This is a genomic window from Embleya australiensis, from assembly GCF_051903075.1.
Lineage (GTDB): Bacteria > Actinomycetota > Actinomycetes > Streptomycetales > Streptomycetaceae > Embleya.
This window is the reverse complement of the sequence record NZ_CP182423.1, coordinates 3604446-3628731: the sequence shown is the minus strand read 5'-3', so window position 1 is coordinate 3628731 and position 24286 is coordinate 3604446. Positions and strand designations below refer to the sequence as shown.

The following is a 24286-nucleotide window of genomic DNA, read 5'->3' as shown; positions in this document are numbered from 1 at the left end:
CTTGGTGTTTCGTTACGCGTATTGTTAGGGTGTTCTCATGGAATCGTCAATGCCGAGTTCGATGAGTGCAGCAGGTGCGTCGGGTCCACCGGATGGGCCACCGGAAGGTTCGGCGGGTGGCGCGCCGGAGGCGGCGAAGCCGGGTCGGCCCAAGGCCGTATCGCTGGAGGCGATCCTGAGCGCCGCGACCGAGATCGCCGACGACCGTGGACTGGACGCCGTGTCGTTTCGCGTGTTGGGTGACCGGCTGGGCGTGTCGCCCATGGCGATCCATCGCACGACCGGCGGCATCGAGGCCCTGCGCCACACGATGGTCTCGGAGGTGGTCGGCCGGGTGACCCGATCGATCGTGTGGCCCGACGACTGGCAGGGCGTCGTGCGGGTCTTCGCCGAGGAACTGCGCGCGTTGCTGATGCGCCACCCGCTGGTGCTGGAGGCACACCGCAGGGCCGCCCTCGACGCACCGGGCGCGGACGCGGTCGCACACCGCGTCGCGGGCGTGTTGCGTACGGCGGGGCTGGACGAGGAGCGCGCCGCGTACGCGTACGCGGCCGTCCACGACTTCGTCACGGGGCATGTCGCGATCCGGCTCGGTCGAGGCGAACTCGAACACTACGACGCGTCGCCCGAGCGGCAGGCGGCGTCGGTCTTCGCTCGGTACCACGACTACGCCGAACGTTTCCGGCAGGGCCTCGAACTCCTGATCACCGGAATCGAGTCCACGATCGCCGAGGGACGACCGGCGGGCCCGGCGGGACGCCCGCGGGGACGAGCGTGAGCATATCCGCGCCGCCGACCCGATTCGCCCCGGCGCCCGGCGGGCGACGCATCGCCTACTGCGTGTACGGCGACCCCACCGGCGTCCCCACGATCGTCGCGCACGGCACACCGGGCAGCCGCTTCCAGGCCCACACACTCGACGCCTCGGCGGCCGGGGCCGGAGTCCGGTTGATCTGCCCCGACCGGCCGGGCTTCGGGGAGACCGACCCCGTCGACATCGACGATTTCCACGCGTGGGACGGCGACTTCACCGCCCTGCTCGACGCGCTCGAACTCGACCGGGCCTCGCTGATCGGCATCTCGGGCGGCGCCGGCTACGCGCTCGCCGTCGCGCAGCACGTGCCCGATCGCGTCGAACGCCTGGTCGTGGCCTGCGGAATGGTCCCGGGCGCCCCCGCCGCCGCCACCCGGGGCCGGCTCCCCGTGGTGACCCTCGCCTACTGGCTGGCCCGGCGCGTGCCGGGCGTGTTGGGCGTACTCCTCACCCGGCGGGCCTCGGCCCCGACGGATCCGGCGAAACCACCGGCCGGGCTGCCGGAGTCCGACCGGCTCGCCCTGAACGACCCCGCGACCCGCGCGTCGACGGCACGCGACGCCGAGGCGGCACTGTGCCAGGGGCCCGGAGCGGCCGTCGCCGACATGCGCCGCTACCACCGGGCGCTGCCCGACCCGCTCGGTACGATCACCGCACCGACCACGATCGTGCACGGCGACCTCGACGCGAACGTACCGGTGGGCGTGGCCCGTTGGCTCCACGCACGGCTCCCGTCGGTGACGAGTGCGTAGACCCGGCCCATGATCAGCAGGTCGCCGAGGCTGCCCGCCGCCGCCGCGACGAGCAGCGGCGGCAGGGTGTGGGCGAGGGCGTAGCCGGTCAGCCCCGCCGCCAGGAGGACATGGGCGAGGGCGAGCGCGGCGGGCGTGGTGAGCCGGGCCGTCCAGGGCAGCCGGATCAGCGGTTGGGCGAGCACGGTGGTGGCCGCCGTGGCGGTGAACACCAGGCCGGCGTCGGCGGGGGGAAGGCCCTGTCGCGGGAGGGCGAGCGGGAGGATGGTCACCGTCTGCTGGTGGATCAGGGCGTACGCGGTGCCGGTGACCAGGACCCTCAGCAGGGCTCGGTCCCGCAGCGGTCGTACGGCGGTGTCGTCCCGAACCGAGTCAAAGCAGCAACCTTCCGCGCCCGCCACGCCACCAATCACACCTGAACCCGGAACCGCGGCGGCAAGGCGGCTCGATCCCAGGGCGGTCGCGATCAATGGGCACGGGCTGCATAAGTGCCGTCAACGCCCCGGGCCTGCATCCGGCGTGGGTCCGGCGCAGTCCGCCGGGACCGGCTTCGGACGTGCCGTCGGCCTCTGGTTCATCAGGCCCGATTCGTAAGCCGCGATGACCAGTTGGGCTCGGTCTCGGGCGTCGAGTTTGGTGAGCAGGCGGCTGACGTGGGTCTTGGCGGTGGACAGGGAAAGGTGTAGGTAGGCGGCGATCTCGGCGTTCGACAGGCCGCGGGCGACCTGGCGCAGGACCTCGCGTTCGCGGTCGGTGACGGCGGCCAGGCGGGTCGGGGCGAGGACGGCCGCCATCGGGCGTTGGGCGAACTCCTGGATCAGGCGCCGGGTCACCCCCGGCGAGAGCAGGCCCTCCCCCGCCGCGACCACCCGGATCGCGGCGAGCAGATCGGCCGGCGGGGTGTCCTTGACCAGGAAGCCGCTCGCCCCCGCCCGCAGCGCCGCGAACACGTATTCGTCGAGGTCGAACGTGGTCAGCACGAGTACCCGCGTGTCCACCGGTTCGGGACCCGACAACGCCAGGCGGGTGGCCTCGATGCCGTCGACCTCCGGCATCTGGATGTCCATCAGGACCACGTCGGGGCGCTCCCGGCGGATCAGTTCCAGGGCCTGCGCGCCGTTGGCGGCCTCGCCCACCACGGTGAGGCCGGGGTCGGAGTCGACGAGTACCCGGAAGCCGGCGCGCACGAGCGCCTGATCGTCGGCGACCACCACGCGAATGCTCATGCGCCGACCCCCAGCGGCAGCCGGGCCGCGACCCGATAGCCGCCGCGCGGACCCGGTCCCGCCTGGAAGTCGCCGTCGTACAGGCCGACCCGTTCGCGCATGCCGATCAGTCCGTGACCCTGCGCCCGGTCGAGGCCCTGGAGGTCGCCGGCGCCCCGACCTGCCGGCCCCGAGCCGTCGTCGGTGATCTCGATCCTGATGTCGGTGTCGCCGTAGTGGATGAACACGTTGCCCCGATCGGTGTCGGCGTGCTTGACCACGTTGGTCAACGCCTCCTGAATGATGCGATACGCCGCGCGATCCATGCCCGACGGCAACTCGCGCGGGGTGCCGTCGATGCGGACGTCGACCCGCAGCCCGGCCCGACCGGTCTTCTCCACCAGCCCGGGTACGTCCGCCAGACCGGGCGCCGAGTGGAAGCCGTCCCGTCCCCCGACCGGCGGCGCCTCCTCGCGCAACACCCCCAGCAGCGCGCGCAATTCGCGCAGCGCCGCCCGGCTGGTCGTCTCGATCGCGGCGAGCGCCTTGGCGGCCTCGTCGGGCCGGGCCGCGATCACATGGTGGCCGACCCCCGCCTGTACCGCTATCACGCTCATGCTGTGCGCCACCACGTCGTGCATCTCCCGGGCGATCCGCAGCCGTTCCTCGACCAGCGTGCGCCGGGCCCGGTCCGTCTCGTCCCGGGCCCGGCGTTCCGCCTGTTCGCGCAGGCCCGCGTTGTAGGCGCGTTGCCTGCCCATCGTCCGGCCGACGGTCCAGAAGGCGAGCAGTGCGCCCACCTGGCCGAGGATCCAACTGCTCCACGACGACCAACCGCGGTCGGCGGAGCTCCCGACCAACGGCGCGAGCGCGACCAGGACGCTGCCGGCGCCGAGCAAGGCGACGGAACGCCACAGGGGTTCGACCAGGCCGACCACGTAGACGACCAGCACCAGCGCGATCAACGGCGACTTCGGGAACCCGTACGCCGCCAGTACCGCATAGCCGACGCACGCGAGTACGAAGGCCGACGCGGCGTGTCGCCGGCGCAGCGCCACCGCGGCGGCGAGCGCGATGGCCAGGACGGCGAAGAGCGGCACCGGCACGTGACGCTCGTGCAATCGTCCGAGGCTCGGGCAGATCAACGCGGCCGAGACCACCGCCGCCGCCACGTCGAGCCAGGCGAGGTGACGCGGTGTCAGGCGTTGGGTCAAGGGCGGGCGGGACTGTTCCACGCCCCGACGCTAGCCCTCCGGGAACGGGTCGGGCGTCAGCCCTGGGACGGATCACCCGGCGTCCGTCGCGCGACCGACGCAGCCGGCACCCGGCGTCCGTCGGAACGTGTGCGGACCGACGTTCCCGGGCCCGACGCGCGACACCCCCTCGGCGCGACAGCGTTGCGGCCACCGCGGTGCACGGCGATCCGGCCCGATCCGAGGCCGCTCCCCCACCCACTCCCCCCTCACGCCGCCCACACCCGATCCCCCACACCCCGTCCCGTCCGATCCCGTCGGACGGCATTGGAGCGAGGACACCCATGACCCACCGAACGCTCGACCCGCCACCCGTCCGGCCGCCGGCCGGATCGCCCTCGGTCCGCACCGGACGGGGCTGAGACGATGCTGAAGGCAACCCTGCGCGGGTTCCTCGCGCAGCGCGGGCGCATGGTGCTGTCCGGCCTTGCCGTGCTGCTGTCGGTCGCGTTCGTCGCCGGCACGCTCGTCCTCGCCGACACGGTGACCCGGGCCGCGGCCGAGTTTTCGGCGGCCGGCGCGGCCGACGTGACGGTGCAGGCGCCGACCCCGGACAGCGCGGCCGGCCTGCGCAGCGCGGCCCCGGGCGGGCCGCCGACCCTGCCGGCCGACGTGGTCGCGCTGGTGCGCCGCGTGCCGGGCGTGCGCGATGCACGCGCCGCGATCACGGTGGACAACGTCGCGCTGGTGGCCGCCGGCAACCGCCGGGTCGAGGGCGCGGCGGGCGGACCGACGACCGCCGCCAACTGGTCGCCCGACGCGCGCTCACCGGTACGCCTGGCCCAGGGTCGGGAACCGCACGGCCCGAGCGAGCTCGTCATGGACGCCGACTCGGCCCGGCGCGCGCACGTGCGCCTCGGCGATCGGATACGGGTCGTCGCCGTCCCGGGGAGCTTCGAGGCGGCGGTGGTCGGCATCGTCGCGTACCGCACCGTCGACCCCGGGCACACGTCGGTTTTCCTGGACACGGCCGTCGCGAGCACGCGCCTGCTGGGCATCCCCGGCGTCGTGACGTCGGTACGGGTGGAGGCGGGGGCGGGCGTCACCGACGACGAGTTGGCCGGGCGGATCGAGCGGGCGCCGGGGCTCGGTACGGATGCCGTGGTGCGTACTCGGGCCCGGGTCGCGGACGCGGAGACGGCGGAGACCGCCTCCGGCGTCGAGTTCGTGCGGTCCGCGATGCTCGGCTTCGCCGGGGTCTCGCTGCTCGTGGCCGGCTTCCTGATCGTCAACACGTTCTCGATGCTGGTGGCCCGCCGAACCCGCGAGTCCGGTTTGCTGCGGGCGTTGGGCGCGAGCCGTGCCCAGGTGCGCCGCTCGGTGTACGTCGAGGCGCTGCTGTTGGCGTCGATCGCGTCGCTCCTGGGGCTGGCCGCGGGCATCGGCCTGGCCGCCGGGCTCCGGGGCGCGATCGGCGGCGTGGGGGTGGGTCCGGCGGACGCACCGCTCGTGATCACGGTGCGGACGCCGGTTGCCGCCCTGCTGGTCGGCGTGCTCGGCACGCTGCTCGCCGCGGCGGTGCCCGCGGCACGGGCGAGCCGGGTCCCGCCGATGGCGGCGCTGCGCGACGCCGCCGTCGGAGCGGGGTCGGGGTCGGGTCGGCCCGCCCGGCGGCGCGCCGTCGTCGGTGCGGTCCTGGTCATCCTCGGGGTGGCGGCGGCGGTGGCCGGCGGGCCGTTGGCGATCGTGGGCATCGTGCTCGGCCTGGTTGCCTTCGTGGTGCTGGGGCCGACCCTGGTCCGTACCGTGCTCCCGCCGATCGCGCGGGTCCTGGTGCGCTCCGGGGCGGTCGGGCGGCTCGGGCGCGGCAACCTGATGCGCGACCCGCGGCGGACCGGGGCCACCGCCGCCGCGCTGACCATCGGCGTCGCGGTGGTCGCGGCGACGGCGGTGGTCGCCGCGTCCGCAAGCGGTTCGACGGACGCGCGGATCGATCGCACACTGGGTGGCGACATCACCGTCCGGAGCGACAAGGGCGGTGCGCCGTTGACCGCCGAAGTATCCGACGCGGTCCGGCGCGCGCCGGGCGTGGGTCGGGTGGTTCGGCTGCGCGAGGCCCGGGTGGAGGTGCTCGCCGACGGGCGCGCCGACCACGGGTGGGTGCAGGGCGCGGACCCCGGACTCCCGTCGGTACTGCGCCGGCGCTCGGTGTCGGGAGCGCCGGCACCCGCGCCGGCGCCGGGCACGATCAGCCTGGGCGCCGGATACGCCCGCGACTTCCACCTGTCGATCGGCAGCGCCGTGCTCCTGCGCGGCCCGACGGGGACGGAACTGACGGTGACCGTGGCCGCGTTGCGCGAACCCGATCCCGCCGGGCAGTCCATCGGCCGCCGGGACGCGCCGCTGGTGGCCCTGGAGACGCTCACCGCGCTTGCTCCGGGTGCGCAGGACACGATGATCTTCGTCGACGGCGCGCCGGGCACCGACCGAGCGAAGCTCAAGGCCGCGCTGAAGACCGCGCTCGCGCCGTTCCCGCAGGCGTCGGCACGGGACCGCGACGAATACAAGCGGCTCGTGCGCGGCGGGATCGACGGCGTGCTCGACCTGGTCTACGCACTGCTCGGCCTGGCCGTGTTGATCGCCGCGCTGGGCGTGGTCAATACGCTCACCCTCTCGGTTGTCGAACGCACCCGGGAAATCGGGCTGTTGCGCGCGCTCGGCACCTCACGCGGGCAGATCCGGCGGATGGTCCGCGCCGAGTCGTTGGCGCTGTCGGTGTACGGCACGCTGCTCGGCCTGCTGCTCGGGGTCGGCTGGGGCGTCGTGGCGCAGCGCGGACTCGCGGACCGGGGCCTGGAGGTACTGGCGGTGCCGTGGGCAACCCTGGCCGCCCTGGTCGCGGGGGCCGGCGTGGTGGGCGTGCTCGCCGCGGTGCTGCCGGCTCGTCGGGCGGCCGGTACGGCGGTGCTGACCGCGATCGCGACGGAGTAGGCGACCCGGTCCGGGGGTCGGGCCCGATCGAAGGTAATCCGAAGAGATCGATTCGCCGGGAAGAGATTCTCGATAGGGAGGAACCACCGTGCTGCACCGACGACTTCGCCTCGCCTGCCCGGTCTGCGCGGGCCTCGTGCTGGTGGCGGCGGCCTGCGGTACGTCCGGCTCGCCGAACCACACCACCACCCGCACCGCCCACTACGAGATCGGCGGCCCCGTCCGCAGCGTGGTCGTCGCCGGCGCGGCGGGCGACGTCCGGGTCGGCCGGACCGAGTCCGCGAGCGTCGTGGTCACCGAGACCAAGCGCTTCGGTTCGGCCGAACCCCTCACCGAACACACCCTGACGGACGCGACGTTGACCCTGCGGCAGACCGTCCGCGACGGGGCCCGAGTGTCGTACGAGGTGGTCGTTCCCCCGGGGGTCGCGGTCGAGGCGGTGACGTCGTCGGGCCGCATCACCCTCGTCGGGTTGTCCGGCGATGTGTCCGCGCACACCACCGGTGGTTCGATCGAGGGCAAGGAGCTGACCGCGGGCACCGTCACCGCGAAGGCCGACGAGGACGCGATCGACCTGTCCTTCGCGAGCCCGCCGGCCCGCGTCGACGCCGACGGCGACACCGCCCGCGTCCGGCTGCCGGCCGGCGTCGGATACGTGGTCGACGCGACCAGCGACCGCGGCGCGGTCCAGGTCGAGGTCCCGCGGGACGCCGCCGCGCCGTATCACGTGAAGGTGCGCACGCGGTCCGGCGACGCGAGCGTCCTGCGGGCATCGTGAGCCCGGCCTCGGACGGCGCATCGGTCGGACGTCCGGCGCTCCGGCAACCACCCGGCCGTACCGAGGGCGAGCACGAGGTGGACGCCGCAAAAATCCCCGGCCACCACGAGCCGGGGGCGGCCGATAAGGCTTCGCGCTCATGTGACGCAGGTCACATCTTTTGGGTCATACCGATAGCCGTCACCGACCGTGTACGGGATGTCCACACATCGTGCTTCGAAGGGACATGATCATGCGTCTCCGCAACTTCGTACTCGGTCTCGCCACCGGTGGCGCCATCCTCATCGGCACCGTGCTGGGGGCGGTTCCCGCCCAGGCCGCCCCCGCGACGGTCGCCTGCACCCATCCGTGCCACCCGCCGACCAGCCCCGGCTACACCTACATCACCGACTACTACTGGGCCAGTGCGTGCAACGACACCGGCAACCAGGGGATCAACGCCCATCGCTGGTCGAGCTACCAGTGCACCGGCGGGGGCCAGTTCGAGAACTACGAACTGTGGGTGAAGTAGCCCACGATCCCGGAACGGGCCGGCCGGTCCGTGCCACCGGCACTCCTGCGCCGTCCCCACCGCCACCACACGCGGCGGGGACGGCGCAGGAGCGTCCAGAGGGCATGTGGTCGGTCCGGGCGGTGGGCGAATCGGCCGGGTCACCGTGGGGGCGGCGCCTGGCGGAGGTCGCGCCCGGCGGTGATGCCGGCGGTCCGTCCCTCCGTGATCCGTAGCGCGAGCCACAGGTCGCGGCGCAGCGTGCGGTGGGTGACCACGTCCCCGCCGAGCGTCGGTACGAGCCGGGCGAGGCGTTTGCGCAGCGCGGATACGGAGACGCCGGTCGCGGCGGCGGCCCTGTTCGCGTGTGCGTCGGAGGCGAGCCACGCGCGCAGGGCCACGGCGCCCGGCGCGTCGGGGGGCGTGTGGGCGCCGCGCAGGACGTCTGCGGCCCATTCGCGCGCGACCGTCGAGTGCAACACGACGTCGAGTGGCCCAGGTCGATCACGCGCCGGCGGGTCGTCGAAGGCGTCGGGCCGGCCCGGGTCCGGGGTAGGGGGTGCCTCCTGCGGCAGCGCGTCCAGGTCGAGGGCGAGCGCGACGAGGGCCTGGCCCTCCAGCGTTCGGAAGTCGACGCCGAGGAGTTCGCCGACCAGGCCCAGTCGGGCGGCGAGGGTGTTGCGGTGCACGTACAGCCGGCGTGGCGCCTCTGCGCCGTGCGCGAGCCAGGTGCGCGCGGTGGCCTTGAGTTCGTCGCGGGTGGGGTCCTGGGTACGGGTCGGCACGTGGTCGAGCAGCGGCGCCAGGAACGTGCGGGCCCATGCGCGGCCCGCCGGGCCGACGACGTGCGCGAGGCCGCGTTCGGCAGGCAGCACCGCCCAGCGCCGTGGCCGGCGGTGGGCGGCCGGCAGCGCGGCGGCGAGTACTCGGTGGTAGCCGAAGGTCGCGTGCCGGAGCGGCAGTGGGGTGCTCGCGCCGACCCGGCATCCGGCGTCCAGGGCGGCGAGTTCGGCCGAGACGACGTCGGCGGCACACGTGGCGTCGGCGATGACGAGGACCTGCCGGGGGTTGTGCGGACAACGCGCCACCCACACCTCGCGCGTGTGGCCGCCGGCGCAGGCCGCCGCGATTCGGTCGCGGTGGACGGGTTCGGTGTCGACGACGAACACCCTTGCGGGCTCGGGCAGTCGGTCGCCCAGCAGGTCGGCGACGCGGTGCGCGGCGGTGATCCGGCCGGACAGCACGAGGGTGACGACGCCTTCGCGCAGCCCGAACCGCGATTCGGCGAGCCGGGTCTTCTCGGCGGCGTGTTCCTCGCGCCCGTGGCTGATGGCGACGAGCGGGGCGGCGTCCCGCAGGAATCGCATGGGCTCCGGCAGCGACGGGCAACCTCCGAACCCGGCCAGGACCGGATGTTCGCGCCCGAGCGGAACGAGCATCCACGTGCCCGCTGCGGTCGGCACGGTCACGGGCCGCTTCGTGGCGAACACCTCCCACGCCGGCAGTCGCGGGAGGGGTGCGCCGTCCCCCTCCGCGATCCGCACGACCCGTCCGACCCGGTCGAACAGCGCCACACGACACCCGGCGCGCTCCGCCAGCCACGCCAACACCCGTGCGGTGGAGGCTCGTTCGCTTCCGACCAGTCGGTGCAGTTCGAGCAGTCGCGCGAGCCGCCGCGCCGCGTCCCCGCCCCCTACGGCCTCCCCGTTCGCGCTGCGATCCCATCGAACGCGCGGCATCGGCCCGCGAGAGGCGACGTCTGTTCCGTGGCGACGGGGGCCGGCCGGCCGGGATGTGTCCCCTGCCGTGACCGCGTCGTCGGGTGAACGGCCGCCGGCCTCGCGCACGGTGGACTCCTTCCGGGTCGTGGCCCGCGCGGAGGCGGCGCTGCGGCGGGCGCGGGCAGGGGGCGTGGGGCGTGGCGTGTCGCGGCCCGTCGCGAGGTTCGGTGCCGACGGGGCGGTACACCGGCGGTGGCCGTGCCGGGTTCGATGCTGCGTTCCGGCCGTCCTGCTGTCGCCGGCCGGGTCCGATCAGACGGCCGCGTCGGGGATGGGCGGAAGGGCGGCCGATCGGGATGGGTTGCGCAGCAGGTCGAGGGTGGTCTCCGCCGCCATGAGGTCTTGGGCCCCGAGTCCGATGAGTTTGGCGATGGTGATCTGCTCGCGGTTTTCTCGACCGACGTGCCCGGCCGACAGGAGTTCGCCGATCTCCGCGTGAATGTCGGCCTCGGAGATCGCGCCTTCGGCGATGGCGGCGGCCAGGTCGCCCGCGAATCGTGGCGCGTGCGCGCGGCTGTCGACGGCGATCAGGTCGGCGCGCAGAAAGCAGGTCGGGTCGAGTTCGGCCTTGGTGAGGTCGTCCGAGCCGATCGCGGTGATGTGTTGGCCCGGCCTGAGCCACGATCCCTCGACGATGGCCCGTCTGCTGCCGGTCGCGGTCACGATCACGTCGGCGGCGCGTACGGCCCGTTCGGGGTCCTCCGCCACCGTCACCGCGAGTCCGGGGGCGTCGTCTTCCAGCGCGGCACGCAGTGCCTGTGCCGCGTCGCGGTCACGGCCCCACACGATGACCGTGTCGAGGGGCCTGACCATGCGCGTGGCGAGAACCTGGAGGCGGGCCTGCGTTCCGGTGCCCAGGACGGTGAGCACTGTCGCGTCCGGCTCGGCCAACGTCCGGGTCGCCACGGCACCGGCCGCGGCGGTGCGGATATCGGTGAGATAGTGCTCGTCGAGCAGCAACGCGACCAGGTCACCGGTGGCCGCGTCGTGGACGGCGAGGTATCCGCTGTTCCCCGATCGATCGCCTGTCGCCCGGGCGGCGAACCAGGCGGCGACCTTCACGGTGAAGACCGAACGCCCGGGCAGCCAGGCCGACTTGACGTGTACATCGCCCTCCTCCCCCGCAGGCGCGAATACCGAGATCGGTGCCTCGCCCAGTCCCCGGCTGACGTCGATGAAGGCCCTGGCCATCGGTTGGAGCAGGTCCGCGATCCCGACGGCGTTCCGGATGCCCGCGGCGGTGAACACCTCGGGGCTCGGCGCCCCGGTCACCGCCGCCCCTCCGCCGGCAGGGTGCGCAGCGTGCCCGTGCCCACCGGGGTCACCGTGCCGCCGACGGTGACCCGCGCGACGTCGTCCGGCCGACCGTACGCGGTGATCGTGATGGCGCTGGGCCGTCCCACGAACCGTCCCTGCTCCAGGGTCAGTCGACGACCGTGAACGGCGTGACCGTGGCGCAGCAGATACGCCGCCACGCAGCCTGCGGCGCTTCCGGTCGCGACATCCTCCTGGACGCCGTCGTTGTTCCAGTGCCTGCCCTGGAGGGAGTCGACGTCGAGCACATAGACGAACTCGGCCCCGAACACGGCGATGAACGCGTCGAAGTCCGGAATGCCGATCCGCGCCCTGCCCAGCACCTCGGCGTCGCGCACCGGCACGATCAGGTAGCGCAGGCCGGTGGAGTGCACCTCCGTCGGCAGGTCCGCCCGGAGGTCGTCCTCGCTCAGACCCAGCGAGGCGGCGACCTCCGCCCGGTCGATGGCGTGCCGATCGGTGACCAGTTCGGGACGGCCCTGGTCGAGCAGGGCGAACACCCGGCCCGTGTCGTCGCGCCGGGTGTTGACCTGTACGGTCCGCGCGGGCAGTACGAACGTCCACTGCAGCTCTGTGCCCGGGCCGACCGGGGTGTCCAGGTGGAGCACCGCCGCGGCACCGATGACCGGGTGCCCGGCGAAACCGAGTTCCTCCACCAGGTCGAATACGCGCGCGTGGTGCACGTCGCCCACTCGGGTCACGAAGATCGACTCGAAGTGTCGAAGCTCCTGGGTGATCCGGAGCATCCGGTCCGCCGACAGCGGGGGCGGATCGACGAAGACGGCGAGGCTGTTGCCCGTGTAGGGCTGTTCGGCAAATACATCCACATGGTGGTATTCGACGGAAGAGGATGCCATGTGGTCAGCCTAGATACGCATCCGATCATGGGGAACGGCAATATTCATGTGTTCGACATAATCGATCGTTATGGGTAACGATCTTCAGATCTCCGACCTGCGGGCCTTCGCCGCGGCGGTGCGGGCGGGCAGTCTCACCCGGGCCGCCGTCGCCCTGGAGTCGAGTCAGCCGGCGATCAGTCAGCGGATCCAGCGCCTGGAGCGAGCCGCCGGCAAACACCTCATGATCCGAGACACGCGCGGCGTGCGACTCACCGAAGCCGGTGAGTCGCTCCTGGCCTACGCCGAACGTATCCTCGCGCTCCACGAGGAGGCTCGCGCATCGATCGGGCATCGCGGCGCGATACCCACCGGTCGACGCACCATCGGCTTCCTGGAAGACCTCGCGATCACCACGCTGCCCACCGCGCTCGCCGACTTCGCCGTGCTCTACCCGCGCATCGACCTCGAAGTGCTCATCGGCCCGGCGCGGGAACTGCGCCGGCATGCCGAACGCGGCGGGCTGGACCTCGTGTTCGGCGACCCGAGCGTCATGGGCGAGGCCGAACTGCGTTGGCAGCGTCGGGTGCCGCTGATCTGGACCTGCGCTCCCGGCTTCGATCCACGGACCGATCCGCTGCCGCTGGCGCTGTTCTCCCAGCCGTGCCAATGGCGGCAGCCGGCACTGGACACGCTGAGCAGGCACGGCCGCCGCTGGCGGATCGCCTTCCAGAGCACCGGCCTGCACGCCGTACAGGCGGCGATCTCCGCCGGGATCGGAGTCGGCGCGCTGATGGCGGAGAACCTGCCCGCGGGCGCCGTGCGGCTCGGCGAACAGCACAACCTTCCGCCCGCGCCGACGGTCGAGATCGCCATTTCCCGGCGGGCCGACACGGACACCGATCAGTGCCTCGTCGCCCTGGAACGCATCCTGCGCCGCCTGGTGGCCGCCGCCGAGTAACCGCTTCCGGCGATGTCGAACCCGTCCCGGCCGTCAGGGACGGCCGACGGCGCGGCGCAGGACCTCGCGGGGGTTCACCGGCTCGTCGCGCGTCGCGGTCCAGGCGAGATGCTGGTCGGGGCGCACCAGGGCGAGGGTGGTGGGCGGGTGGTGGAGCAGGTGCAGCGGGATGCCCTCGGTGTCGGCGGCTTTCGCGAACTCCTCGGTTTCGGGGCGGTCCAGGTCCCCCACCAGGGTGAAGTCGCGGCCGAGGTGGTCGTACAGGGAGTCGCCGGGGGCGAGCCAGTGGTGGGCGAGGCGTTCGCCGGCCCGACCGGTGACGAGAGGCGTGCCGCGGTAGGTGTAGCCCAGGACGAGGTCGAGGCTGTGGAACTCGCCGGCCTTGGTCTCCTGGACGGCCCGGGCCACGGCCGGGCGGACGGCGGCGAACTCGGCGTCGGTACCGGCCAGTCGCGGGTCGGCGAGTTCGGGGGCCAGGGTCGCCATGTTCCGGGCCGCCTCCTCGATCGTCTGCGCCGCGATCGGCCTGCGCTCCGCCTCGTAGCTGTCCAGGAGGGCGGCGGGGGCCCAGCCGGTCAGCACGGCGGCAAGCTTCCAGCCGAGGTTGACCGCGTCGCCGATGCCGGTGTTGAAGCCGTGTCCGCCCCACGGCGGATTCAGGTGCGCGGCGTCGCCGGCGAGGAAGACCCGGCGTGTGCCGTACCGGTCGGCCAGCGACATCCTGGCCCGCCACGGGTCGGTCGCGACGATCTCGGCGTCGATGTCGGCGCCGACCAGGGCGCGTACCAGACGTAGCGGGTCGGCCTCGCCCTCCTCCCGGGTGACGCCCTGGGCGATGCACCACCACAGATCGTCCAGGTCCAACCGGCCGACCAGACCGGGCCGGCCCGGGTGGAGCACCCAGTAGTGGACCGCCGGCCCGTGGGGGACGCGGTCGGCCAGGCCGGGGGCGCGGAAGACCACGTTGAAGTTGGGACGCTCGTCGGCACCGCCCTCGTAGACCACGCCGATGGCCTCGCGGACCGTACTCCACGCGCCGTCGGCGCCCACCAGGTAGTCCGCGCGCACCTCGCGGTCGGCCCCGTCGGGGCCGGACAACGTCGCGGTGACACCGTCGGCGTCCTCGGCCAGGGCCGTGACCGTCCATCCGGCGCGCAACTCGGCGTGCGCCGACGCGGTGACGACCTCACGCAGGATCTGCTCGATCGCGGGCTGGCCGATCTGCTGCCCCGCTTCCGCGACCAGGTCGTCGTCGGCCAGGTCGAGGCCGAAGCAGCCGGTGAATCGGGTGATCTCGCGGCCGAGCAGCCCGGTGGTGAAGACGGCCTCGTGCGCCCAGGAGAGGGGCAGCGCCGCCCGCTCGCGGACGCGGCTCGCGATGCCCCAGCGGCGGAGGAGTTCCATGGTGCGGGCCGAGGTCGTCTTGGCGCGCGGGCGCAGCCAGGAGACCTCCGTGCGCGGTTCGACGACCAGTGAAGGCACGCCGTGGTGGGCAAGTTCCAACGCGGTGGCGAGTCCGACCGGGCCGCCGCCGGCGATCAGGACCGGAACGTGTGTGGTCATACCGTCTGCCTTGTCTGCACGGGCGCGGGAGGGGTTCATGGGGTAGGCGGCAGGGGATCCGCAGGCATGGCCGCGTGCTGTCGCGTCCTGCGGACGAGGTGGTCCCAGCCGGCTTTCAGCTGGCCGTCCGACCAGCACTGTCGGCGTTTGACCCGGGCCTCGTCGGGGTCGGAGAAGTCGCGGATCGGGCCGGCGGCCATCGCGGTCAACTGGGTACGGCAGGCGCGTTCGAGCAGGATCGCGTGCATGACGGCAGCGTGCACGCTGTCGCCCGCGGCGGCCAGGCCGTGCCGGGGCATCAGCGCCGCCGGTGCGTCGCCGAGCGTGTCCGCCAGCGCCCGGCCCAGGGTGGCGGTGGAGACCAGTGCGCCGGTGGCGGTGAAGCGGGGTACGTCGTCGCCCGCGAACAGCGCGCCGTCGTGCGAGATGGGCAGCAGCGGGGTGGCGAGCGCCGCGAACGCGACGGCCGCCTGGGCGTGGGAGTGCACCGTGCAGGTCACCGAGGGGTTGCGGCGCATGATCTCCAGATGGATGTGGACCTCGACATGGGGTGCGCCGGAACCCTCCAGCACCTCGCCGTCGAAGGACACCAACTGCAGATGTCGGTCCTCGACTTCCTCCAGCCCCCACCCCGGTGCCTTGATCCGGATACCTCGGCCGCGGGGGTCGCGGACGGCGACATGGCCCCAGACCATGTCGCCGTGTCCGGCCATGGCCAGGACGCGGCCGGCTTGGCGCACGGTCTCGTTCATGCGGCGTCCAGGGATCGGTAGTAGCGGGCGGCTCCGGGGTGCAGCGGAATGGGGGTCCTGCCCATCGCCGGCGGATCGAGCGGGTAGGTCAACGGACTGCGGTCGGAAGGGATGTGCCGGTACTGGGCCTCGATGGTCGCGCGGGTCTCGCCGAGGATCCAGGCGATCAGGTGGGCGAGGTCGTCGGGCAGGTCGGACCGGGTCAGCACCAGGAAGTCGGAGAAATCGAGGGTCTCGAAACGCGGGCAGCCGGGGAAGTGCCCCTCCGCCACGGTCGCCGACGGCCAGCCGTAGTCGGCCTCCAGCCCGTCCAGCACGTGGCGTTCGATCGGCAGGAAGTTCAGCCGGGAGCCGAACTGTTGCCAGGGAGGCAGCATGTACGCCTCGTGCACGATGGCGTCGGCCTCCCCGCCGATGATCCGTTCGAAGGTCTGTCGGGGTCGCTCGTCGGTGAGCACTCGACCGCCCCAACCGGTCACGTCCACGTGTGCGCGGCGCAGGACCTCGTGGGCGGCCCAGCCGATGAGGTTGGTGCCGTCGTGGGGTCCGGTGGCCAGCCGCAACGCGGGTTCAGCTGCGCGCAGTTCGGCGAAGGAGGTGATGCCCAGGGACTTGTCCAGGCCCACGACCAGGCGGTCGCGCTGGGGAAGCACGCCCAGGGCGCACAGGTCTGGGACGGGTTCGGCGGCGAACGGGCCCTGCCCCTTCAGTGCCGCGGCGGCGAAGGCGGCGGGAGTGGTCAGGGCGATGTGGACCCGGCCGCGGCCGACCGCGCGGGCGGCGTCGGCACCTCCGCGTCCGTTCCAGATGCCGATCCGGGTGTGCGGTCCGCAACGATCGGTGAGTTCTTGCGCGATCCATCCGCAGACGCGATGGAGGTTCGCGGTGCCCCAGTCTCCTTGGAGATGCAAGGAGATCGAACGGTCGAGGGATGGTGCGGGCGGAGGCATGGTCGCTCCCAGCGAGGGTGGAGTGGTCGGCGGTGCCGGCTGCGGGCCGTGCCGGCGGACGGACGGACCGCCGTCGCCTGCGTTGTCCGTTCCCGACGGTGACTCCATCACGCAAATCAATAATAATCAATACCGAAATCAAGTCGCGTTGTGCTCGCGCAGGAGGTGCATGACCGCGTCGCGGTCCCGGCGATCCAGGGCGTCGACGAGGGCCGCGTGCAGTTCGGCGCGCCGGCGCAGAAAGCCCTCCTCCGGCTCTCCCCCGGGCATGATCGACGCGGTGCGCCGCTCGATCACCTCCTGGGCGCGCAGGTAGCAGTCCCGCAGCAAATCACCCGGGGCGATGGCGGCCAGTCGTGCGTGGAACCGCCAGGCGGCGGGGACGAAGGCCGGGCCGTCCCCGCGGTCGGCGGCCTCGCCCATCACCCGCGCGAACGCGCGCAGTTCGGCGAAGTCCGCCGGCGAGCCGTGCCACAGCACGTCCTCGATGATCAGCGGTTCGAGTGCCTCGCGGACCCGGAAGGCGTCCGCCAGCACGGCGCGCGCATCCGCCTGCCGGTCGTATCCCGCGCCGTCTCGAACGGCCTCCGCCCCGGGCGGCGCCTCCGGGGCGAACAACCCGCCGCCGGGACCCGGTCGAACCACGACCAGGCCGCGTTCCTGGAGCAGTCGCAGCGTCACGTTGAACGTGCCGACCGACACCCCGCACATCGCGCGGACCTGCTCCTTGGTACCCAACCGGGCCTTGGGCTCCAGACCCGCCAGCAACCGGGCGGTGTGCGCCGCCGCCTCCTCCGCGCGATCGGGCCGCTCCCCTCGCCCGTCCCCCCGGTCCCGCACGGTCGCCTTCGGGGCCACGTTTTCCTCCATCACGATTGATTGCCCGCATGCCTTGACGGCCCGGGTCGAGTGCATTCATCATACCGGGACGTATTCATTATTATTAATTCCGCTCAGGCTGCGCGGCGTAGCTCGCCCCCGGCGGCGAAGGACACGCCCGCACCGCCGCCGCCACCCGAGGCGGTTACGCCCCGCCCGCCCACGCCGGGCCCTCGCACCATCACACCGTGACCGCCGATCCGCCGATCCGCCGGTCCGTCGGCCGCCGACACCCTTGCCCGCCCCGAGCCCAGCCTCGTCGGCGCACGGCCGCATCCCGAGAATGAGGAGTTGTCCCGTGGGACTCGTACACGAGATCGTCGACGCCTTCGACGCCGCGGAGCCCGTCAGGCGCATCGCGCGGCGGGAGGAACTGCTGCTGGGCGCGCCCCTGCCCTCGCCCGCACGACCCCCGCGCTCCTACCGGCCCATCGAGGCCACACACTTCCCCGCGCATTTCGTACCCCAGGGATTCGCGCCGCCCAAGGGCATCTACGAAAGCGACCACCTGCGCATCGAGCGGCAGACGATGGCCGGCTTCCGGCAGCCCTTCTACCACCGCAACTGCGACGTCGACGAGTTGTCCTACCAGGTGTACGGCACCCGCACACTCATGACGGAGTTGGGCAGCCTCGACCTCGTCGCCGGCGACTTCTCCCGGATCCCGGTCACGGTCGCGCACGACAACCACGCCCACGACGACATCCACATCCTGTTCTACGTGCCCGCGCATGTGGCCGAGTTGCGGCCCCCGGTCCGTACCTCCGAACCGGTGATCCCGCCGTTTCCCGGGTGGGAGCCCGGCGTGCGCAACCTCATGACCACCGAGTGCCTGGGCGGCCCCGAGCACGACATCGTCATGACGCCCGTCGACGAGCGGTTGCTCCTGGGCCAGGCCGAGACCGAAGCGGAACGCGTCAACGTGCTGCGCCCGTCCGTCGGGACCGCCGGCGCAGACGGGACGGACTGGCTGTACCGCTCCGCGCGAATCAGGATCGGCCACACGACGATCGACCGGTCGGACGGTCGGCTGTACCACACCCACCGCGACGCCGAGGACATCCAGTACCAGATCGGCGGGCGGCGCCTGCTCGTCACGCAACTCGGCGTGCTGGAGCTGGAACCCGGCGACTTCGTACGCATCCCCGTCGGTGTCGCCTTCACCGACATCGTTTCCGAGCCGAGCACGCATCTCACCGTGTTGTCCGCGCTGACCGTGCCGCAGGTCGCCGAGACCACCAAGGTCGGGCGCGTGCTCGGCGTCCCGGAGCTGGATCGGCTGCGCTCCGCCGCATGACGGGCCGCCGACCCGAGATCGCCACCACCCCGCGTCGAAAGGACTTCCCCATCAAGCCGGCCAGGCGGTCGGCACTGCCGAAGGCGTCCGTGTCTTCGCGAGGCGGACCGCCATGGCGGCGGCCGGGTTCTCGCCGGGCAGCGCTGTCAGTCGCGCCCGGGCGGCCTCCACGGCCGTCTTCGCGAGTGCGACTGGGCCCTCCGACCTTACGAATGACCAGAGCAACCACCCTTGAAAGGTAGGACACCGCCATGTCTGAGATGAAAGCCGCTCGCGCCCACAGGGGGTCCGATGTCCTGCGTCTGGAGAAGGTGCCCGTCCCGCAGGTGGGCGAGCACGATGTGCTGGTCCGCGTCGCCGCCGCGGGACTGGCGCCCAGCACGATGAAACTGCTGGCCGCCGGCATGTTCCGGCATCTGCCCACCATCCCGGGACACGAGGCGGCGGGAACCGTGGAACGGGTGGGCGCGGGCGTGGACCCGGCCCTGCTGGGCAAGCGCGTGCGCGTCCACCCCATGTTGTCGTGCGGCTTCTGCGAGTACTGCGCGAGCGACCGTCAGCAGATGTGCGCCGAGGCCGCCATGATCGGCCAGGGCGCCTTCGGCACCGGAGCCCTGGAGCTGTACGCCCGCTATCACGACGGCGGACTGGCCGAGTTCGTCCGGGCACCGCACTGGCTGATCGACGAGATCCCCGACAATGTCGGCTTCGATCTGGCCGCCAAGGTGCACGACTTGGGCAACGCCGTCCGAGCGCTCAAGTGCGCGGGCACCCCCACCGGGGCCACGGTGGTGATCACGGCGGCCACCGGCACCATGGGCACCGCCTCCATCGTGCTCGCCGAACACTTCGGCATCGACCGCCTGATCCTGGTCGGCCGATCCGCCGAGCGGCTCCGGGCCGCTCGCGGGCTCGTCCCCCACCTGCGCGCGGACACGATCGCGCTGGAGGACCTCGGCCCCGACTGGCCGACGACCGCGGGGCTCACCGCGCGTATCCGCGAACTGGTTCCCGGCGGGCCCCAAGCGGTGCTCGACTACCTGCCCGCGGGACCCGGCGGCGAGCAGGCCCTGCGGTCGCTGGCCAACGGAGGCGTGTTCGTGCACATGGGCGGCAACCCCGCCCCCATCGCCATCCCCATGCGGGAGACGATGCTGGGCTGCTGGCGCTTCGTCGGCACCCGGGCCTGTACCCGCGGCGACACCGACACCGTGCTCCGCCTGTTGGCGTCCGCCGAGCTGCGGGCCGAACAACTGATCACCCATCGGTTCGCGCTCGACGACATCGACATCGCGCTGACGGCCCTCTCCGAACGCCACGAACCCATGTGGATGGGCGTCATCCGCCCTTGACCGGGCCTTGCCCGAACGACCAAGACGGCCACCCGAGGCGGCATTTCGTCCGCCGCCCGCCGGCCGCCGACCCACTCCGCATCGCATCGCATCGCATCGCATCGCATCAGGAGCCCTGCCCCATGACCGAATGGATCACCGTACAAACCGCCGACGGGCCGATGCGCGTGTACGTCGCGCGCCCGAACGTGCCCGCGACGCGCGCCGTCGTCGTCCTGCAAGAGGCGTTCGGCGTCAACGACCACATCCGGGACATCGCCCGCCGGTTCGCCGAGCGTGGGTTCCTCGCCGTCGCCCCGGACCTGTTCCACCGCAACGGGGTGGGGACGCTGGACTACGACCGGCACGCCGAGGCGATGCCGCTGATCGGCGCGATCGGCGCCGACCGCATCGTCATGGACGTGCGCGCCGCCGTGGAGCACCTGACGGGGGAAGGCGTGACGAGCGACCGCACCGCCGTCGTGGGCTTCTGCTTCGGCGGGCGCGCCGCCTTCACCGCCGCCACCGCGATCGCGAACCTCGCCGCGACCGTCGTGTTCTACGGCCCCGGCATCGCGGTCGGGCCGCACGCGGTGCTCGACCGCGCCGCGCACATCGACGCGCCGCTGCTGCTGCACGTGGGCGCCGACGACCCCACCATCCCGGCCGAGCAGGTCACGGCGATCCGGGACGCGCTCGTCGCGGCGGGCGCCGACTTCGTCCAGCACGTCTACCCCGACGCCGGCCACGCCTTCGCCTGCGACGCCCGCCCCCACATGTACCGGGAGAAGCCCGCCGCGCTCGCCTGGGCGCGCACCCACACCTTCCTCGACCGGCACCTGCCCGCAACGAAGTGACGTGGCCCCGCGCGCACTTGTGCGACACCCGAGCCCGGGGGCGAACCCCCGGCCGCATATCCCTTCGTCCGTATGAGGAGCTTGGTCATGTCCGATGAACCCGTATTGATCGTCGGCGCGCACGCCGCCGACTTCGTCTGGCGGGCGGGCGGCTATGCCGCGCTCGCCGCCCGGCGCGGTGCCGGCGCTCATGTGGTCTGCCTGTCCTACGGCGAACGTGGCGAGTCCGCCGCGCTATGGAAGTCGGGCGCTTCGTTGGAGCGGGTCAAGGCCGTCCGACGAGCCGAGGCCGAGGCCGCTGCCGCCGTCCTCGGCGCGGAGATCACCTTCCTGGACGCCGGGGACTACCCGCTGCCGCGCGCCGGCGACGACCTGCTGGACGCGCTGGTGCAGCGCATCAGGGCGGTACGACCGGGCGCGGTCCTCGTGCACAGCGCCACCGACCCCTACAACGCCGACCACCCGCGCGCCGCCGAGTTGACCATGGAGGCCCGCGTCCTCGCGCAGGCCGAGGGCTACCCGAGCGAGTATCCGATCATCGGAGCGCCCCCGGTCTTCCGCTTCGAACCGCACCAGCCGGAGATGTGCGGCTTCCGGCCGGACGTGCTGGTCGACATCACCGAGGTCTTCGACCTCAAGCGCGAGGCCATGGAGTGCATGAACGCCCAGGAGCACCTCTGGGACTACTACACCGATCTGGCCCGCCGCCGGGGCGTGCAGGCCGTCCGCAACGGCGGGGACCGGGCCATCCGCTACGCCGAGGCATACCAGCGCGTCTACCCCCAGGTCGCGGGGGTGCTGGCATGACGCCGATCGTGGTGACGGGGACGCCGCGCGCCGCCGCCGAGGACGTTCGGGAACTCGGCGGGTTCGGCGTCGCGACGGTGCACGAGGCCATGGGCCGCGAGGGGTTGCTCGACCCGTCGTTCCGGCCGATCTACCCCGGGGCGACGCTCGCGGGCACCGCGGTCACCGCGCTGTGCCATCCCGGCGACAACCTGATGCTCCACGTGGCCGTGGAGCAGTGCCGGGACGGCGACGTGCTCGTGGCCGCCACGACATCGCCGTGCTCCGACGGCCTGTTCGGCGAGTTGCTGGCCACCTCGCTGCGCGCCCGCGGTGTACGCGGCCTGATCATCGGCACCGGAGTGCGCGACGTCGGCCCGTTGACCGCGATGGGCTTTCCCGTCTGGTCCACGGCCGTCAGCGCGCAGGGCACGGTCAAGGCGACGGCCGGCAGTGTGAACGTGCCGCTCGTGATCGGGGGCCGGCTGGTGTGCCCCGGGGACGTGGTGGTGGCCGACGACGACGGCGTGGTGGCCGTACCCCGGCGGCGCGCCGCCGCGATCGCGACCGCCGCGCGGGCCCGGGCCGCGCGCGAGGAGCAGACCCGGACGGCGCTGGCCGGCGGGCAACTCGGCCTCGACCGCTACGAACTGCGCCCGCTGCTGGACCGGCTCGGCGTCCGGTATGTGCCGTACTCGGCGGAGGGGCGGGACGGATGATCCGGGCGGCCCTGTGGCGCGGCGGCACGTCCAAGGGCGTCTACCTCGACGCCGGTGATCTACCCGCCGAGCCGGCCGAACGGGACGACCTGTTGGTGCGGCTGCTCGGCTCCCCGGACGAGCGGCAGATCGACGGCCTCGGCGGCGGCCATCCCCTGACCAGCAAGGTCGCCGTGGTCTCTCGCGCCGCCGATCCGGCGGGCGCGGACGTGGACTACCTGTTCCTGCAGGTGCACGTCGACCGGCCGCTGGTGTCGGCGCGGCAGCCGTGCGGCAACATCCTGGCCGGGATCGGTCCGTACGCCCGGCTGCGCAGTCTGGTCGCGCCGGACGCCGACACGGTGCGCATCCGCATGGTCAACACCGGCGGGCTGGTCACCGCGGTGCTCGGCCCCGGCGACCCGGGCGCGGGGATCGAGGTCGCGCTGGAGTTCCGGGACACCGCCGGGTCCGTCTGCGGCAGCCTGCTGCCGACCGGGAACGTTCGGGACGAGATCGACGGTGTCCCGGTGACCTGCGTCGACAACGGAATGCCGGTCGTGGTGGCCGCCGCCGCCGACTTCGGCCTCACCGGCCACGAGAGGCCCGCCGACCTGGAGCGCGATCGCGCTCTGGCCGACCGTCGGGAGCGGGTGCGGCTGCGGGCGGGCGAGTTGATGGGGCTGGGCGACGTCTCGGAGACGACCGTACCCAAGGTCACCCTGATCGCACCGCCGCGCGAGGGCGGCACGCTGACCACCCGCACCTTCATCCCGCACCGCTGCCACCCGGCGATCGGCGTGCTCGGCGCGGTCGGCGTCGCCGCCGCCGTGGCCCTGCCCGGCTCGGTGGCCGCGCGCTACGCCACCGGAGACGACTTGGTCCGACTGGAGCATCCCACCGGCCGGCTCGATACCCGCCGTACCTCCTCCGGGAGCGCCGCCGTCCTGCGTACCGCCCGCCTGCTGTTCGACGGGACCGCCTTTCCCCGTCCTCTTCACCGGAGTTGATCCATGCCACAGATCCCGGCCGCGGAGTTCACCGAGCGTTGCCGCGACATCGCCCACGTCGGATCGGTCGAGCTGTTCACCCCGGACGCCGACGCCACCACCGCCTTCTTCACCGACCTCATGGGCATGGAGGAGGTGGGCCGCGCCGGCGGCTCGGTCTACGTCCACGCCTGGGACGACTACGAGCGGTTCACCGTCAAGATCACCGAACGCGACCGGGCCGGGATCGGCCGCACCTATCTGCGGGCCGCCGGCCCCGACGCGTTGCGCCGCCGGGCGGCCGAACTGCCCGGCGGCCGGTGGGTCACCGACGAACTCGGCCTCGGTGACACCTACGTATGCCGCGATCCCGACGGCCACGAGTTCGGCCTGTACTGGGACACCGAGTGGTATCGGCCGACGCCGCCGCAGCGCCCGGCGCTGAAGAACCAGGCCGCCCGCTTCCCCGGTCGGGGCGCCAACATCCGCCGCCTGGACCACGTCAACTACCTGGCCGCCGACATGCCGGGTGCCCGGGCCTTCCTGACCGAGCGGATCCGGGCCAGGCCGACCGAGCAGATCGTGCTCGACACCGGCGAGGTCTCGGGATTCTGGACCACGCTCTCGGACAAAACGTACGACCTGGTGTACACCGTCGACCGGTCGGGCACGCCGGGGCGCCTGCACCACGTCGCGTTCGCCGCGGACACGCGCGAGGACATCCTGCGTGCCGCCGACGTCTTCCTGGAAGCCGGCATCCACATCGAGACCGGCCCCCACAAGCACGCCATCCAGCAGACGTTCTTCCTCTACGTCTACGAGCCGGGCGGCAACCGCATCGAACTGTGCAACGCCGGCGCCCGGGTGATGCTGGCGCCCGACTGGCAGCCGATCACCTGGACCGAGGCCGAACGGGCCAAGGGCCAGGCGTGGGGCCTGAAGACCATCGAGTCGTTCCATCGCCACGGCACACCGCCGGTGAACTGACGGCACGACGGGCGCCGCCCGGCCCGAACGGGGTGTTCCGGTCCGCGCGTTGCCGGCATAGCGGACCCCGTGCCCGGCTCCC

The 24286-nt window shown here is 72.9% G+C and carries 22 protein-coding genes; 13 read left to right on the top strand and 9 right to left on the bottom strand.

What is annotated here, in order from left to right:
• Positions 1–61: 61 nt before the first annotated feature.
• Both ACMXN5_RS45935 and ACMXN5_RS45930 read left to right on the top strand, forming a co-directional pair.
• On the top strand, positions 62–778 hold the full coding sequence (locus tag ACMXN5_RS45935; RefSeq protein ID WP_439680821.1) for a TetR/AcrR family transcriptional regulator: 717 nt from the start codon (positions 62–64) through the stop codon (positions 776–778).
• A complete protein-coding gene (locus ACMXN5_RS45930; RefSeq protein ID WP_439680820.1) occupies positions 775–1566 on the top strand; it encodes an alpha/beta fold hydrolase in 792 nt (263 codons plus the stop codon). Before ACMXN5_RS45935 ends, ACMXN5_RS45930 begins: the two co-directional genes overlap by 4 nt.
• A 494-nt stretch (positions 1567–2060) precedes the next feature.
• On the opposite strand, the gene ACMXN5_RS45925 is transcribed toward ACMXN5_RS45930, so the two are convergent.
• Together ACMXN5_RS45925 and ACMXN5_RS45920 are read right to left on the bottom strand one after the other, a co-directional pair.
• Complete coding sequence (locus ACMXN5_RS45925) at positions 2061–2792, bottom strand: response regulator (protein ID WP_439680819.1); 732 nt, start codon at positions 2790–2792, stop codon at positions 2061–2063.
• The gene (locus ACMXN5_RS45920) at positions 2789–4006 is read right to left on the bottom strand and encodes a sensor histidine kinase (RefSeq protein ID WP_439680818.1); all 1218 of its coding nucleotides are present in this window, start codon (positions 4004–4006) and stop codon (positions 2789–2791) included. Before ACMXN5_RS45920 ends, ACMXN5_RS45925 begins: the two co-directional genes overlap by 4 nt.
• A 384-nt stretch (positions 4007–4390) precedes the next feature.
• On the opposite strand from ACMXN5_RS45920, the gene ACMXN5_RS45915 reads away from it, so the two are divergent.
• From ACMXN5_RS45915 to ACMXN5_RS45905, 3 genes are all read left to right on the top strand, one after another.
• Positions 4391–6955 carry an ABC transporter permease gene (locus tag ACMXN5_RS45915; RefSeq protein ID WP_439680817.1) on the top strand — a complete coding sequence of 855 codons (2565 nt, stop codon included), beginning with the start codon at positions 4391–4393 and terminating at the stop codon, positions 6953–6955.
• An 88-nt stretch (positions 6956–7043) separates the two neighbouring features.
• Positions 7044–7733: a hypothetical protein gene (locus tag ACMXN5_RS45910; protein WP_439680816.1), complete on the top strand. Its 690-nt coding sequence runs from the start codon at positions 7044–7046 to the stop codon at positions 7731–7733.
• Between the two features lie 226 nt (positions 7734–7959).
• Positions 7960–8244: a hypothetical protein gene (locus tag ACMXN5_RS45905; protein ID WP_439680815.1), complete on the top strand. Its 285-nt coding sequence runs from the start codon at positions 7960–7962 to the stop codon at positions 8242–8244.
• Between the two features lie 140 nt (positions 8245–8384).
• On the opposite strand, the gene ACMXN5_RS45900 is transcribed toward ACMXN5_RS45905, so the two are convergent.
• The 3 genes from ACMXN5_RS45900 to ACMXN5_RS45890 form a co-directional block, all read right to left on the bottom strand.
• Positions 8385–9962, bottom strand: a complete 1578-nt coding sequence (locus tag ACMXN5_RS45900; protein ID WP_439680814.1) for a PucR family transcriptional regulator — start codon at positions 9960–9962, stop codon at positions 8385–8387.
• Positions 9963–10256: 294 nt separating this feature from the next.
• Positions 10257–11276, bottom strand: a complete 1020-nt coding sequence (locus ACMXN5_RS45895) for an ornithine cyclodeaminase family protein (RefSeq protein WP_439680813.1) — start codon at positions 11274–11276, stop codon at positions 10257–10259.
• On the bottom strand, positions 11273–12175 hold the full coding sequence (locus ACMXN5_RS45890; protein WP_439680812.1) for a PhzF family phenazine biosynthesis protein: 903 nt from the start codon (positions 12173–12175) through the stop codon (positions 11273–11275). The genes ACMXN5_RS45895 and ACMXN5_RS45890 overlap by 4 nt, the downstream gene beginning before the upstream one ends.
• A gap of 70 nt (positions 12176–12245) precedes the next feature.
• Between ACMXN5_RS45890 and ACMXN5_RS45885 the strand changes: the two genes are divergently transcribed.
• Positions 12246–13115: a LysR family transcriptional regulator gene (locus tag ACMXN5_RS45885; RefSeq protein WP_439680811.1), complete on the top strand. Its 870-nt coding sequence runs from the start codon at positions 12246–12248 to the stop codon at positions 13113–13115.
• A 33-nt stretch (positions 13116–13148) separates the two neighbouring features.
• Here ACMXN5_RS45885 and ACMXN5_RS45880 read toward each other — a convergent pair whose 3' ends face one another.
• From ACMXN5_RS45880 to ACMXN5_RS45865, 4 genes are all read right to left on the bottom strand, one after another.
• On the bottom strand, positions 13149–14678 hold the full coding sequence (locus ACMXN5_RS45880) for an FAD-dependent monooxygenase (RefSeq protein WP_439680810.1): 1530 nt from the start codon (positions 14676–14678) through the stop codon (positions 13149–13151).
• Between the two features lie 35 nt (positions 14679–14713).
• The gene (locus tag ACMXN5_RS45875; protein ID WP_439680809.1) at positions 14714–15430 is read right to left on the bottom strand and encodes a class II aldolase/adducin family protein; all 717 of its coding nucleotides are present in this window, start codon (positions 15428–15430) and stop codon (positions 14714–14716) included.
• Positions 15427–16380 (bottom strand): TAXI family TRAP transporter solute-binding subunit, encoded by a 954-nt coding sequence (locus tag ACMXN5_RS45870; protein WP_439680808.1) that lies wholly within the window; start codon positions 16378–16380, stop codon positions 15427–15429. The genes ACMXN5_RS45875 and ACMXN5_RS45870 overlap by 4 nt, the downstream gene beginning before the upstream one ends.
• 138 nt (positions 16381–16518) lie before the next feature.
• Positions 16519–17238 carry an FCD domain-containing protein gene (locus ACMXN5_RS45865; RefSeq protein WP_439680807.1) on the bottom strand — a complete coding sequence of 240 codons (720 nt, stop codon included), beginning with the start codon at positions 17236–17238 and terminating at the stop codon, positions 16519–16521.
• Positions 17239–17557: 319 nt separating this feature from the next.
• Between ACMXN5_RS45865 and ACMXN5_RS45860 the strand changes: the two genes are divergently transcribed.
• The 7 genes from ACMXN5_RS45860 to ACMXN5_RS45830 all read left to right on the top strand — a co-directional run bounded on the left by ACMXN5_RS45860 (position 17558) and on the right by ACMXN5_RS45830 (position 24204).
• On the top strand, positions 17558–18556 hold the full coding sequence (locus ACMXN5_RS45860; RefSeq protein ID WP_439680806.1) for a hypothetical protein: 999 nt from the start codon (positions 17558–17560) through the stop codon (positions 18554–18556).
• A gap of 251 nt (positions 18557–18807) precedes the next feature.
• Positions 18808–19908 carry a zinc-dependent alcohol dehydrogenase gene (locus tag ACMXN5_RS45855; RefSeq protein WP_439680805.1) on the top strand — a complete coding sequence of 367 codons (1101 nt, stop codon included), beginning with the start codon at positions 18808–18810 and terminating at the stop codon, positions 19906–19908.
• A gap of 122 nt (positions 19909–20030) precedes the next feature.
• Positions 20031–20744, top strand: a complete 714-nt coding sequence (locus ACMXN5_RS45850; RefSeq protein ID WP_439680804.1) for a dienelactone hydrolase family protein — start codon at positions 20031–20033, stop codon at positions 20742–20744.
• Positions 20745–20831: 87 nt separating this feature from the next.
• A complete protein-coding gene (locus tag ACMXN5_RS45845; RefSeq protein WP_439680803.1) occupies positions 20832–21551 on the top strand; it encodes a PIG-L deacetylase family protein in 720 nt (239 codons plus the stop codon).
• Complete coding sequence (locus ACMXN5_RS45840) at positions 21548–22249, top strand: 4-carboxy-4-hydroxy-2-oxoadipate aldolase/oxaloacetate decarboxylase (RefSeq protein ID WP_439680802.1); 702 nt, start codon at positions 21548–21550, stop codon at positions 22247–22249. The genes ACMXN5_RS45845 and ACMXN5_RS45840 overlap by 4 nt, the downstream gene beginning before the upstream one ends.
• Positions 22246–23238: a PrpF domain-containing protein gene (locus ACMXN5_RS45835; RefSeq protein ID WP_439680801.1), complete on the top strand. Its 993-nt coding sequence runs from the start codon at positions 22246–22248 to the stop codon at positions 23236–23238. The genes ACMXN5_RS45840 and ACMXN5_RS45835 overlap by 4 nt, the downstream gene beginning before the upstream one ends.
• A gap of 3 nt (positions 23239–23241) precedes the next feature.
• The gene (locus ACMXN5_RS45830) at positions 23242–24204 is read left to right on the top strand and encodes a VOC family protein (protein ID WP_439680800.1); all 963 of its coding nucleotides are present in this window, start codon (positions 23242–23244) and stop codon (positions 24202–24204) included.
• Positions 24205–24286: the final 82 nt, after the last annotated feature.